At 32.4% G+C, this 14,500-nt stretch carries 10 protein-coding genes and 1 tRNA gene; 3 read left to right on the top strand and 8 right to left on the bottom strand.

Annotation, left to right across the window (positions count from 1 at the left end; all coding sequences use genetic code 11):
* Window positions 1-401: 401 nt before the first annotated feature.
* Window positions 402-962: a nitroreductase family protein gene (locus tag T537_RS0104680; RefSeq protein WP_027437894.1), complete on the bottom strand. Its 561-nt coding sequence runs from the start codon at window positions 960-962 to the stop codon at window positions 402-404.
* A 175-nt stretch (window positions 963-1,137) separates the two neighbouring features.
* Between T537_RS0104680 and T537_RS0104675 the strand changes: the two genes are divergently transcribed.
* The gene (locus T537_RS0104675; protein ID WP_051554955.1) at window positions 1,138-1,734 is read left to right on the top strand and encodes a biotin transporter BioY; all 597 of its coding nucleotides are present in this window, start codon (window positions 1,138-1,140) and stop codon (window positions 1,732-1,734) included.
* Window positions 1,735-1,745: 11 nt separating this feature from the next.
* Complete coding sequence (bioB, locus tag T537_RS0104670; protein ID WP_031556548.1) at window positions 1,746-2,708, top strand: biotin synthase BioB; 963 nt, start codon at window positions 1,746-1,748, stop codon at window positions 2,706-2,708.
* A gap of 88 nt (window positions 2,709-2,796) precedes the next feature.
* Here bioB and T537_RS0104665 read toward each other — a convergent pair.
* From T537_RS0104665 to T537_RS0104645, 5 genes are all read right to left on the bottom strand, one after another.
* Window positions 2,797-2,884, bottom strand: a tRNA-Ser gene (locus T537_RS0104665).
* 163 nt (window positions 2,885-3,047) lie between these two features.
* A complete protein-coding gene (locus T537_RS0104660) occupies window positions 3,048-4,748 on the bottom strand; it encodes a hypothetical protein (protein WP_027437897.1) in 1,701 nt (566 codons plus the stop codon).
* 140 nt (window positions 4,749-4,888) lie between these two features.
* Entirely contained in the window at window positions 4,889-6,004 is a 1,116-nt protein-coding gene (locus T537_RS0104655; RefSeq protein ID WP_031556547.1) for a hypothetical protein, read from the bottom strand.
* Window positions 6,005-6,458: 454 nt separating this feature from the next.
* Window positions 6,459-7,010: a Fe-S-containing hydro-lyase gene (locus T537_RS0104650; protein WP_027437899.1), complete on the bottom strand. Its 552-nt coding sequence runs from the start codon at window positions 7,008-7,010 to the stop codon at window positions 6,459-6,461.
* A gap of 81 nt (window positions 7,011-7,091) precedes the next feature.
* The gene (locus T537_RS0104645) at window positions 7,092-7,934 is read right to left on the bottom strand and encodes a fumarate hydratase (RefSeq protein WP_031556546.1); all 843 of its coding nucleotides are present in this window, start codon (window positions 7,932-7,934) and stop codon (window positions 7,092-7,094) included.
* A gap of 172 nt (window positions 7,935-8,106) precedes the next feature.
* On the opposite strand from T537_RS0104645, the gene T537_RS0104640 reads away from it, so the two are divergent.
* The gene (locus T537_RS0104640) at window positions 8,107-9,825 is read left to right on the top strand and encodes a GGDEF domain-containing protein (RefSeq protein WP_027437901.1); all 1,719 of its coding nucleotides are present in this window, start codon (window positions 8,107-8,109) and stop codon (window positions 9,823-9,825) included.
* Window positions 9,826-9,890: 65 nt separating this feature from the next.
* Here the strand turns inward: T537_RS0104640 and gyrA are convergent, their stop codons facing one another.
* The gene (gyrA, locus tag T537_RS0104635) at window positions 9,891-12,494 is read right to left on the bottom strand and encodes a DNA gyrase subunit A (RefSeq protein ID WP_027437902.1); all 2,604 of its coding nucleotides are present in this window, start codon (window positions 12,492-12,494) and stop codon (window positions 9,891-9,893) included.
* Between the two features lie 54 nt (window positions 12,495-12,548).
* Window positions 12,549-14,471, bottom strand: a complete 1,923-nt coding sequence (gyrB, locus tag T537_RS0104630; RefSeq protein WP_027437903.1) for a DNA topoisomerase (ATP-hydrolyzing) subunit B — start codon at window positions 14,469-14,471, stop codon at window positions 12,549-12,551.
* Window positions 14,472-14,500 lie beyond the last annotated feature (29 nt).

Here is a 14,500-nt window from a genome sequence, read left to right as displayed (position 1 = left end):
CCTTAGCTTAGTTCTGAACGAACTAGCTTAATAGTTTCGTTTCCGTTTAACATTACTGTTATTAAGGATAATCATTTCTAAACTTATGTTTAACGATTGATTAACTCGCTTGAATTTTTTCAAAGAATTTTCAAGGTTGTCATTCTGTTCAGTTGTCAAGGTTCTATATCTTCAAAGCCTGTTGTTTACTGGCTTTGTTTTGTTTTTGTGTTGCTGCTGTATCGCAGCGACTTGTATATATTATCACTTTCAGTTTTTAATGTCAATACCTTTTTTCATATTTTTTTGATTTTTTAAATCCTGTTTTAATTTTTCCTATATATTGTGGAATATAAACTATTCTCCACAAGCTCTATGCATTAAAACTCTTTCAAATATATACATGCCGCCGCCTATCTTTATCACATTAAGACTTCTTCTAATTTTCTTTTTGGTACATAATGTATTTTATTCTCATCATTATAGTACTTTATATCATTATCCTTTATATCAACTATTTTTACTTCTTCTTTTGGGTAACCAATTGCTAATACTAAATCTACTTTATACTCCTCATCTATCTTTAGATTTTCCATTAGCTTTTCACGCTTAATGTTTCCTAATATGCAGCCTCCCATTCCTTTTTCTACTGCTGCCATCATTATTGTTTGACTTATTATTCCTTCATCAATATCTGCTTTTACATCCTTCTTAGTTAAGATCAATATATATCCTGTTGGTCTTTCTTCTTTCTCTGGTCCATCCCAGTCTTTTAAATATCCTGCCCATCCTAATGTTTCATACACCTTCGCATTTCTTTCTTCATCTGCCACTACCATATATTTTACTGGTTGTCTATTAGCTGCTGATGGTGTGAGCCTTGCTATATCCACTAACTCTACTAACTCTTCTTTTGTTATCTTCTTCTCATTATAGAATCTTCTATATGATCTATTCTTGCTTACTATTTCCCTTATTTCCATACTTCCTCCTTTAAATGTTGCAAACATCATTTTTATTATAGAATATTTTATTTTTTTATCAATGATTTAATTGTTAACCTTTCTCTTTAATTTAGTTGACAATCTCTTTCTACAATGCTAATTTTGTCTTAAGAATAACTATATTCTTAGTTTTATTTTCGGGAGGATAAAAAAAATGAGTGAATTAACATTCAAAAACGAAAAGACTTCATCTAAGTCTATTATTTCTACTAAAACTATTACTATGTGTGCTCTTATGACTGCACTATGTTGTATTCTTGGGCCTTTATCAATTCCTATTGGTTCGGTACCAATTTCTTTAACCGTTATTTCTGTTTACCTTTGCTGCTATACACTTGGCGCTTTTAAAGGTACTATTGCCTATCTTGTTTATCTTTTACTTGGCCTTGTTGGGCTTCCTGTTTTTTCCAATGCTCAAGGCGGCCCTGGCAAGCTTTTCGGCCTTACTGGTGGATATATTATTGGATTTATTTTTATGACTATTATTTCTGGTCTTTTCATCGATAATTTTTCTTCAAAAAAATGGTATATGCACCTTATTGGTATGATTCTTGGATTAATTGCTTGCTATGCTTTTGGAACTCTTTATTTCATGTTTCTAACTAACACATCTTTAAAAGCTACTTTATCTGTTTGCGTTTTTCCGTTCATTCCATTTGACTGTATTAAGATTATTCTAAGTCTTATCCTTGGCATTTCCTTAAGAAAAGCTCTTAGTATTTCTGGTCTTATGCATTACAAAAACATTTAATTGGAGGTTTTATGAGTATTCTTAATTTAGCTAACGATATTATTAACGGATATAGAATTTCCGACAAAGATGATTTGTCAATCTTCTCTTCCTGCAATATTTGTGATTTAACCAAGGGCGCTGATTTGATTCGTACACATTACAATAAAAATACTGTTGAGTTATGCACAATTCTTAATGCTAAAAGTGGAAAATGTAGTGAAAACTGTAAATACTGTGCCCAATCCGCTCACTACAACACCTTTTGTGAGGTTTATCCTTTTATGGATTGCGACGCTATTGTTGCTAAGGCCATGGACAACTACAACGAAGGAGTTAACCACTTTGCCCTTGTTACTGCCGGCCGCGCTCTTAGCGGTAGTGACTTTGAAAAATGTCTTGATGCCTTTAAAACTATCCACAGCAAATGTCCAGGTCTTAAGCTTTGTGCCTCTCTTGGTCTTTTAAGCAAGGAACAGTATTCTCTTTTAAAAGATGCTGGAGTTACAAGAATTCACAACAATATTGAAACTGCTCCTAGTTTTTTTGAATCTGTTTGCACTAGTCATTCACAAAAAGATAAATTTGAAGCTATTTCTAATGCTAAAATGGCTGGTCTTGATGTTTGTTCCGGTGGAATTATTGGTATGGGGGAAAGTTTTAATCAAAGACTTGAAATGGCATTAACACTTTCTAAAATGCATATTATGTCTATCCCTATCAATGTCCTTATTCCAATTAAGGGGACTCCTTTTGAAAACTTGCCTAGATTATCAGAAGATGAGATTTTACGTACAATTGCAAGTTTTAAATTCATCAACCCTGAAGCTAATATCAGACTTGCTGGTGGTCGTATTCTTCTTAACAATGCTGGAAAAGAAGCTTTTTGCTCCGGTGCTAGTGCATCTATAACAGGTAATATGCTAACCACTTCTGGTTATACAATAAAAAGCGATTATCAAATGCTTAATTCTCTTGATCGCAAAGTTATCTAATCTTAAGCAGCTAATTTTAAAAATTAATTCTGGAATTAACAAAAAGAACCCCAAGGAATTATTAACTAATTCCTTGGGGTTTAAATAACGGAGCAGGAGGGATTTGAACCCTCGCGCCGGTTTCCCGACCTACACCCTTAGCAGGGGCGCCTCTTCAGCCTCTTGAGTACTACTCCAGATTCCGTATTTGCGCTCGCCAATTGTGTTATATATAATAAACAATTCACAAAGCAAAATTATGTAATTATGCGTTAAACGCAAGATTTATTATAGCTTGCATATAACTTATTGTCAACACAATTTTATAGAATTATTTATATATTCTACTCCTTTTACTATTTATTCTATTGTTAAGAAATTATCGTTAAAAACTCTTAATTTTACTGTATCGCCCACATTTACTAAAAGCATATTTATTACATCCTTATACTTAGCATGATATATTTTTCCTTCTGTATCAACTATATATAAATATGTGTTTCCATCCTCATCAATAGTCTGCATTTTAGCTATTGTTATATCCTTTTCCTCATATTGTGTATAGTCTATTTCTTCTTTTTGTGCTGTATTTTCATCTGTATTTGGATTTATATCTTCTCCATTTAATAATCGATTATAATTATCTATACATTTTTCCTGTGTTGATGCAGTAGCAACTATATTGTACTGATTTACATTTACACAAGCATACAACTTCACTAATCCAGACTTATCTTTTAAAACCATTATGTAAGTTGGAACATTATCTATTGTTATTAAGGATGGGAATGATGCCTCATATCCTTTTTCTTGAACTTCACCTTCTGCTGCATTCATTGCCGAAAATTCATCTGCACCTGCTGCCTCTATATACGATGTCTCTCCTGTTCTTTCATTGGCTATTATAAAACCTATATTTGATGAATCCCCATTTACTGATGTTATTCCTGTATAAATGTAGATATCATCATTTTTTGCTATATAACCATAATCTGATGTTGATTCTTCAGAATTCTCTGTTACTTTTCTACATCCATTCTGTCCTATTATTGAATTTAAAAATCCATTTTGTAACTGTGCATAATCATTGTACTGCTTACAAATTAAATTTCCTGGACACACTATATCCACCCAAGTTGGTACTTCGTCCAATTTATACTTTTTCATATCTCCTGTTACTGGATCTATAAGTATTGCTCCTGTAACTTTCTTACCACCTACTACACCTATTGTCTTTTTTACAACTGGTGCTACATACCAAGGATTTCCATCCTCGTCTATTTCAAAATGTGGTTCTTCAAATATCGTTGTCTTATATTTATTTCTAATATGACGCTGTAAATCTTGTCCTAAAAAAGCTGATGGTACATACTTCATACCCTTAGACAATTCTTGATAACTAGCATCCATGGATACTGGATTTACAACAACATATCCAACTATACCTTTATCCTTATTATTCACCCATTTAAAAAAGCTTGCATAGGCTAATGGTGCTACTTTTACTGGTGTATTATTAAAATTTAACTGTGCATATGAATAATCCTCTATATCATACTGTGAAACAACGGTATTAAGAGAACCTATTTCTCTATCACCTAATTTAATTGCTGATTGAGTATCCATTAATGCTATTGCTGATGCATTAGTAACTGATGGTATATCATCTATAGAACCTTCTTTTACCTGTAAAATTTGACTATATTTCTTAGCATTAAAAATTTCGCTAGAAAAAATCGACAAAAACACAAATAAGAGAATTACGCATACATCTGCTATAAATATAACCTTTGAAACAAGCCCCATATCTGCATATTTAATATTTATTTTTTTATTAAATTTAGATTTATTAAATTTGCTCTTTTTATAACTTGCGTTTTTAAACTTATCTACTATTAGTGAGAATAAAGTAATGATACAGAATATTGTTAGTAACTGAATTATATAAATCCAAAACTCTCCTGATGTTAAATTTATTGGTGGTATTAACAAATAATACGATACCATCATGTACAAAATCATCACTACTACAGTAACTATTGTCCCTATATATTTTTTCATTTTTACCTCCATAAGTGATATTTTTTTAATAGTATCATATATTGTTCTTTTATTGAAGAATTAAATTCCAGCAAATAAAAAAATAGGCATGAGCAAAATTCACGTCTTTCTTTGCTCATGCCTATTAAATAAGCTTTTTATTAGTTATTTTCTGTCTTCTTTAAAACTAATGATGTTGCAATAAGTCCAATTGCTACAAGCATTACAACTACATATATCATAATTGCATTGCTATCACCTGTCTGTACTGAATTTAATGCTACAACATCTTCGTCACCTGCTACTTCTCCGTAGAATGAATCGTCTGTACTAACTACTGTATTAGCTAGAACAACATCTTCATCAGCTGCTACTTCTCCATAGAATAATGAATCTGTATTTACTGTTATTGTTTCAATTTCAGTATCTTCTTCAAGATCATCTTCAACACCTGCTACTTCGCTGATAAATGGTGTTTCTGTTTCTACTGTCTTTGACTCTTCAATTGAAGGATTCTCTTCTGTTTCTTTTTCAGTTTCTGTCTCTGTTTCTTTTTCTGTAGTTTCTTCAATTGGTGACTTCTCCCACTTTACTGAACCATCTACATGCCAGTTTGTATATGGAGCTGTCTTTATTACATACCAATCTATATCACTAACCTTAGCTGTGTATAAATTGTTATCATATTCTACCTGTAAAGCTCTTTCTCCGTCTTTTTCTACAACGACTACATCTATTCCTTCTCTATCTGTCTTAATTGTGTCGCCTACTTCAAGGCTTTCAAAATTATTATTTGTTCCTAAATAACTTGTTAAATCATCTCCTGTATATGAAACGTTTGCTTTTAAATCATATCCTTCTGCAAAATCTAGAGATAAAACTCCGTTACCTTCACAAATATCCTGTGAAAATGACTTTAACCATCCTAACTCTCTATATCTACTACCAGTTGTTTCACGGTATTTATATTCACCTTTAATTGTCTGTGTTGCCCATGGCATTACAACATAATATCCAACATTAGTTGTTGTATTAACTGATAATGTACCAATGTTTCCTACATATTCTTCTAAATTTAATTCTGGCTTAATTGTTGTTGTTCCATTTGTTGTTTCATCAGATATAGTAGCTAACGACTTCATAGTTGCATTGACTGTCACTGATGATGATACGCTACTTAAGTCTGAATGTGTGAATCCATGTGTTAATGTTCCTACTAATGCCCCTATTGTTACACATGCTGTCACCGCAACAAATTTTCTCATTTTCTTGTTCATTGCTCTTCCTCCGAATAAAACCTTTTTTAAAGTTTCCATTATACATTTATTTTTAGTACTTTAGTCTTTGAAACCGTAAATAAATAATATCATCATCGTTTTTTTTAATATACACCAAAAAAGGGGGTATAACGTAATTTTTGCGTTATTTTTGTATCAATATAAATACAATATTTTTTTCGCGTAGTACTTATGTCCTATTTTTTCATAAAAATACTCTATATATATCCCCTAAATAGATTGTATACACCACGCTTATCCCCCCTGTTTTTCATACTCACCCCCTACCTATACCACCCCGGAAACCCCCATTTAATTATCCGTTTCCGTGGCATTTTATAGTACCTTTGTACTATTATATCATGACCTTAATAAAAAAATAACTTCATGGGTAACTTGCCTTTGTACATTTTTACTCAAGTCACACATGAAGTTATGTATATATTTATATAAATTATATCTGTGCAAATTCTTTTATTGCTGTTTCATAAAGATTATTACCATCTTTATCTATTACAACTATGGCTGGAAAATTCTCCACTTCCAATTCTCGTATTGCCTCTGTTCCTAAATCATCATATGCTATTACTTTTGATGATTTTATACTTTTTGATAATATTGCTCCTGCTCCCCCAACTGCTGCAAAATAAACTGCTTTATTTTTCACTATGGATTCTATTACTTTAGCTGAGCGCTTACCCTTTCCTATCATTCCCTTTAATCCAAGATCTAATAGGCTTGGTGCATATTTATCCATTCTACTTGCTGTTGTTGGGCCAGCTGACCCTATTGGTCTTCCTTCTCTTGCTGGAGATGGACCCATATAATATATCACATTATTTTCAAGTTGTATCGGTAATGGTTTATTTTCCTGTAAGCATTCATACATTCTTTTATGAGCTGCATCTCTTGCTGTGTATATTTTACCTGTTATATAAACGTAATCACCACTTTTAAGATTTAAGATTTCATCTTCTTCTAGCGGCGCTTTTATATGCTTATCCATATTATTCCTTTCCACACTGTCTGTAAAGATTTTTTTACTTATCCACATTTTATATATTTTTCTATGTATATTTGTAGGTAACTATATTATCCTGTGTGAATGTCTGTTTACATGACAACATATATTAATTCCAACTGGCAAACCTGCTATATGTGTTGGATATGTTTCTATGTTGACTGCTAGAGCTGTTTGTGTTCCTCCTAAGCCTCCTGGTCCTATTCCTAACTTATTGATTTTCTCTAGCATTTCTTCTTCTAATTTTCTAACGTATTCCTTATCTGATTTTTGATCTAAGTCTCTTGTTAATGCTTTTTTTGCAAGTAAGGCACATTTTTCAAATGTTCCACCTATTCCAACACCTATAACCATTGGTGGACAGGCATTAGGCCCAGCGTCTTTAACTGCTGTCAATATTGCATCTTTTACACCCTCTATACCATCAGCTGGCTTTAGCATAAATACTCTACTCATGTTCTCACTTCCAAAACCTTTAGGAGCAACTGTTATTTCAACTTCACTTCCTGGAACTATTGAATAGTGTATTATTGCTGGTGTATTGTCATTAGTATTCTCTCGATAAATTGGATCTTTTACCACTGACTTTCTTAAATAGCCTTCCACATATCCTTGTCTTACACCTTCATTGATTGCTTGATTTACATCTCCACCAACTAAATGTACATCTTGTCCTACGTTTATAAATACCACTGCCATTCCTGTATCCTGACAAATTGGTATCATATCTGTTCTTGCGATTTCAAGATTCTCTTTTAATTGGTTTAAGACCTGCTTTCCCAATGAAGATTTTTCGCGATCAACTGCCTCATTAAACACCTTTGCCATATCCAGTGTTAAATTATGATTCGCTTCAATACACATTTCTTTAATATTCTTTGTAATTAAAGACACATCAACTTCTCTCATATTTTTTCCTTCCCGTTTTTCCCAGATTTCTGGTTGATGTAACGTAAGTTATTATAGTCTCTGATTAAAAAAATTACTATACTTTAATAGTAATTTTTATCTGTATATGATATACTTTTCTTCACGTAATAAATAAAGGGGATTGTAATTTATTTACATAGGGAAATTCATTATGAATGAAAGTTATATTCACAATTTGATAGTACAACTTAATACTATGGATATTCTTTCAGCCGATTCGGAATTTTATAATTTTATGGGTGAACGTTTATACTTTACCTTTGAAAAATTTATATACAAAAACGATTTACCATTATTCCAATACAAACTTGAGCATATGGACTCATCTTATTTCATCATAAAGATGTATTCTCAATCTGGAAACTTACTCGATTTTATAATGCGAATATCGCCAGGTCCAAATCAAAATCAATTTGCAGTTAGATGTGTTGAATTACACAAACTTATTGATGAGCATTTGCAATTAATTAAACACCAATCTGTTGATTACAATGTTTTAAACCTATACAACGACAAAATTCTTGTATATTATCCAGATAAAATGGACGTTGTAATTTATGAACCTTCTTTTGAAGGTCGCGAATTTAAGGTTATTTCTCTTAATGAACTTAATATGTATATTCCTGGTGATACTTCTGCTCTACAATCATCTTTAAAAAATGGGGATTCTACTTTTGAATTTGTTTTTAGAGATAAGAATAATAACGCAGAAATCACACAGGTTCGTGGTATGTCTATTTACAACAATGGAGAATTTTTAAAAGCTACTGGCTTTATCCATAAGGACTCAAAAGAATTATCCACTGTTACTAAACAGCCTCAAATTGACTCACTTACTGGTACTTTAACCAAAAATGAAATAACAAATTTTGCTGTTAAAAAAATAGATGTGGATAAATGTGAGGGTACTGCTATTGCTATCATTGACATTGACTATTTTAAAAATATAAACGATATTCACGGTCACTTAAAGGGTGATGAAATTTTAAGATCTATTTCGGATATTATAAAACAACAAGTAGGTAATGCCGGTTTAGTTGGTAGATTTGGTGGAGATGAATTTTTTGTTGTTTTTTACAATGGCTATAACCAGGAAAAAACACGCGAAATTCTAAGGAGTCTTAAAAATATTGTTAATGCAACATATTCTCCTAACGATGATGGTAAACCTGTTGTTTCCTTGTCAATTGGATGCGCTTGTTATCCTAAAGATGCTAATAATTATAAGGATTTATTTACTGTTGCGGATTATTGTTTATATGTTGCTAAAGACCTTGGACGTAATCGTTATATTATCTATACTCCTGAACGTCTTAAATCTGTTGATGAGATTCTTTACGAATCTAATAATTCAACAGACAACGCTGCTAGTATTGATGGTAGAAACAACCTTGTTCTTAGTGAGGTTATTTGTAAAATTATTTCAGAATATTGCGACGAAGAGAATTTATCAATTCAGAAAGTACTTGATTATTTTAGTTATGTGCAAAATTTCCAGCGTATTGTGCTTTATGATGAAAATGCCATACCTATTAAAATTTCAAGTTGCTACAATTACGATTACAAAGCTATTAGAGAAAATGCCTATTATGTAAATGATTCACAGCTAAAGGAAATGTATCAAAATGATGTTATTCTTGTTAATAACATTTCTATCCTAAATAATCATGCTCCTCTTTGCTATGAACCTTTAAAAAAACAGGGTGTACAGGCCTTTATACACACTAGATTTAAGGATAAATACAATCATAGATATGTTTTATCAATTGAAGCAACTAATATTAGAATTACTTGGGATACTAATAATATCCACAATTATCGACTTATGGCCAAGATTTGTGCTAGAGTTATCGACAAATACGGCTTATAAATCCATATTTTGTTAATAACATTAACCCCCAATAGTTTATTAAAAACTATTGGGGGTTTAAAAATTTATTCTTCGTCTTCTTTAGCTCTATTTAATAATTCATCTATTGAACTATCTAATTCGCTTTCTTCTTTTACTTCAACTGTTTCTACTGGTTTTGATACATCTTCATTATCTCCATCGTTGTCAAAACCTTCGACATCATCACCTGATTCATCTGCTGGTTTTTTTCTGACCTTTGCAAGTGATGCTACTTTAATACCTTCATCAAGGTTAATCAATTTAACACCTGAAGTTATTCTCTTTAACTTAGAAATGTCAGAACATTTTAGTCTTATAATAATACCTTCTGTAGTGATTAACATGATTTCTCTTGATTCATCTACTGATTTTGCTCCTACAACATTTCCTGTTTTTTCTGTAATCTTGTAACACTTAACACCTTTTCCACCACGATGCTGTACTGCATATTCCTCAATATCAGTTCTCTTACCCATACCATTTTCTGATACTATGAGCATTTCACTTCCCTGAGTATTAAGCTGTACACCTATTACTTCATCCTGGTCATTTAAGTTCATACCAATTACACCCATTGCTGAACGTCCTGTTGGTCTTACATCTGTGATCTTATATCTAATACACTGACCAAACTTTGTTACCATAAGTGCTTCTGCCTGATCATTTGTTAATTTTACTTCGATTAATTCATCATCGTCACGTAAATTAATTGCTTGAATTCCTGTTTTTCTAATATTGGCAAACTCTTTAATTGGGGTCTTTTTAACTATACCCTTCTTTGTTGCCATAAATAGATAATCATCTTCCTGTAATTTTTCCACCTTAATTGTTACAACGGCAGTAATAGTCTCACCTGGCTGTAGCTGTAATAAATTAATTACCGCTGTACCTCTTGATGTTCTTGATGATTCAGGAATTTCATATGCCTTTAGCTTATAAGCACGACCCTTATTTGTAAAGAATGTTAAAACGTGATGAGATGTTGTCATTAATAAATCTTCAATGTAGTCCTCATCAATTGTCTGCATTCCCTTAATTCCCTTACCGCCTCTATTCTGAGCCTTGAAATTATCTGGAGTCATACGTTTTACATAACCTAAATTTGTTCTTGTAATAATGCATGGTTCATCTGGAATAAGATCCTCCATAGATAAATCATATTCATCAAATCCGATTGATGTTCTTCTATCATCACCGTATTTATCAGCAATTTCCTGGATTTCAGATTTTATTACTCCTAATAAAATCTTCTTATCTGCTAAAATTGCCTTATATTCATTTATTTTTTCCTGTAATTCTCTTAATTCGCCTTCAAGTTTTTCTCTTTCCAAACCTGTTAAAGCACGTAATCTCATATCAACGATTGCCTGTGCCTGCTGTTCAGTTAAAGAAAATTCGCTAATTAATCCTTCTTTTGCAATTGTAACATTTGCAGAACCTCTGATTATTTCAATAACTCTGTCGATATTGTCAAGAGCTACCATTAATCCTTCTAAGATATGAGCTCTTTCTTCAGCCTTATTTAAATCATACTGTGTTCTTCTTGTTACAACATCTTCCTGATGAAGGAGATAGTAATAAAGCATATCTTTTAAGTTAATAACCTTAGGTTCGTTGTTAACTAATGCTAACATAATTACGCCAAAAGTATCTTGTAACTGTGTATGCTTATATAACTGATTAAGGATAATATTAGGATTTACATCTCTTCTAAGTTCGATAGCAATTCTCATACCTTCTCTATCTGACTCATCTCGTAAATCTGTAATTCCATCTATTCTCTTATCTCTTACTAACTCTGCAATTTTTTCAATAAGTTTTGCCTTGTTAACCATATATGGTAATTCTGTAACTACAATTCTATTTTTACCATTCTGCATTGGCTCAATATTAGTTACAGCTCTTACCTTAACCTTAGCACGACCTGTTCTATACGCTTCTTCAATTCCAAGTTTACCAATGATTGTACCACCTGTTGGGAAGTCAGGTCCCTTGATAATTTCTAAGATTTCATCAATTTCTGTATCTCTATTTTCTAAAACCTTATTATCAATCATCTTTACAACAGCTGCTACTACTTCTCTTAAATTGTGAGGAGGAATATTAGTTGCCATACCTACAGCAATACCTGAAGTACCATTAACTAAAAGATTTGGGTATCTTGAAGGTAATACTGTTGGTTCTTTTTCTGTTTCATCAAAGTTTGGAATAAAATCAACTGTATTTTTATTTAAATCTCTAGTCATTTCCATAGAGATTTTGCTTAATCTAGCTTCTGTATATCGCATGGCTGCAGCTCCATCACCATCGACAGAACCAAAATTACCATGGCCATCAACTAATGGATATCTTGTATTGAAATCCTGAGCTAATTTTACTAAAGCTTCATAAATTGAAGAATCACCGTGTGGGTGATACTTACCCATTGTGTCACCGACAATACGCGCACATTTTCTGTGTGGTTTGTCAGGTCCATTATTCAACTCGATCATTGAATATAAAATTCTTCTTTGTACAGGTTTTAACCCATCTCTAACATCGGGTAAAGCTCTAGATGCAATAACACTCATGGCATAATCGATGTAGTAATTCTGCATCGTTTTATTCATATCTACTTCTTGAACTTTATCAAAGATATGCTCATCCATTTTTTTATGTCCTTTCTAGAATTTTTAGCAATTCATTTATGTTAATTTTGACTATTAAATATCTAAGTTCTTTACATACTTAGCATTTGCCTCAATAAATTCACGTCTTGGTTCTACTTTATCACCCATAAGTGTAGAGAATGTAACATCTAATTCTGATTCATCATCTTCACTCATGTCTACTCTAAGTAGAATTCTCTTCTCAGGATCCATAGTTGTTTCCCATAACTGTTCTGCATCCATTTCACCTAAACCCTTATAACGCTGAACCTTATTTGACTGGTCACGTCCAATTTCCTGCATGATTTTATTTAATTCATCATCGTTATATGCATACCAAATCTTTTTATTTTTTTCAATTTTATAAAGAGGTGGTTGTGCTAAATAAACATGTCCCTGTCTTATTAATTCTGGCATAAATCTATAAAGGAATGTTAAAAGTAATGTTGCAATATGTGCACCATCAACATCGGCATCAGTCATAATAATAATCTTATGATATCTTAACTTAGAAATATCAAAATCTTCATGAATACCTGTACCAAATGCTGTAATCATAGCTTTAATTTCAGCATTTCCTAAGATTCTATCAAGTCTTGCCTTTTCAACATTAAGAATTTTACCTCTTAATGGGAGAATTGCCTGTGTTGCACGACTTCTTGCAGTTTTAGCTGAACCACCGGCTGAATCACCCTCGACAATATAAATTTCACAATTTTTAGGATCCTTATCAGAACAATCTGCTAATTTACCTGGTAGGGATGTACTTTCTAGAGCTGTCTTTCTTCTTGTTAAATCCCTTGCTTTTCTTGCTGCCTCTCTAGCACGCTGTGCAAGTAATGATTTTTCACAAATTGATTTTGCAATTGCAGGATTTTGTTCAAGGAAATATGTAAGCTGTTCACTTACAATACTATCCACCGCACCTCTTGCAACAGAGTTTCCTAACTTCTGCTTTGTCTGACCTTCAAACTGAGGATCTTCAATTTTTACTGAAACAATAGCAGTCAAACCTTCACGAATATCATCACCTGATAACTGAGGGTCTGAATCTTTAAGGATTTTAGCTGATCTTGCATAATCATTAAATGTCTTAGTTAATGCATTTCTAAAACCTGTTAAATGAGTACCACCTTCTGGAGTTTTAATATTGTTTACAAAAGAATCGCAAACTTCGTTAAACCCATCATTGTGTTGGAAAGCAACTTCAACCTGTACCTTATCTTTAACACCTTCACAATAAATAATTTGATCATAAAGTGTATCTTTACTCTTATTCAAATAAGCAACGAACTCTTTTATACCACCTTCATAATGGAAAACCATTTCCTGTTCCTTACCTTCACGTAAATCTGTAAGAACAATCCTGATTCCCTTTGTTAAAAAGGCCATTTCTCTAAGTCTCTGCTTAAGAATATCGAATTCATAAACAGTTGTTTCCTGGAAAATTTCTGGATCAGGTAAAAAAGTAACCTTTGTTCCAGTTTCTTCAACTGGGCAATCACCAACTATTTTAAGATCATAACATATCTTTCCTCTTTCATAGCGTTGCTGATATACATGTCCATTTCTCTTTACTTGAACCTCTAACCAACATGACAAAGCATTAACTACTGATGCACCAACTCCATGTAAGCCACCAGATACTTTGTATCCGCCACCGCCGAACTTACCGCCAGCATGTAACACTGTATAAACTACCTCTATAGCTGGTCTTCCTGTTTTATGGTTGATGTCAACCGGAACGCCTCTTCCATTATCTATTACAGTTATTGAATTATCTTTATTTATAAAAACATTTATTGTATCACAATAACCTGCAAGTGCCTCATCTACTGCATTATCTACAATTTCATAAACTAGATGATGTAGACCTCTACCCGAAGTTGTTCCAATATACATACCCGGTCTTTTTCTTACAGCTTCGAGACCTTCCAAAACTTGAATTTGATCTCCACCATAATTCTGCTCTGCCACGATAATTCCTCCTTCTATAAACTACTTTT

The sequence above is a fragment of the Lachnospira multipara LB2003 genome (assembly GCF_000702205.1).
Lineage (GTDB): Bacteria > Bacillota > Clostridia > Lachnospirales > Lachnospiraceae > Lachnospira > Lachnospira multipara_A.
This window is presented reverse-complemented; position numbering and strand designations above follow the sequence as displayed.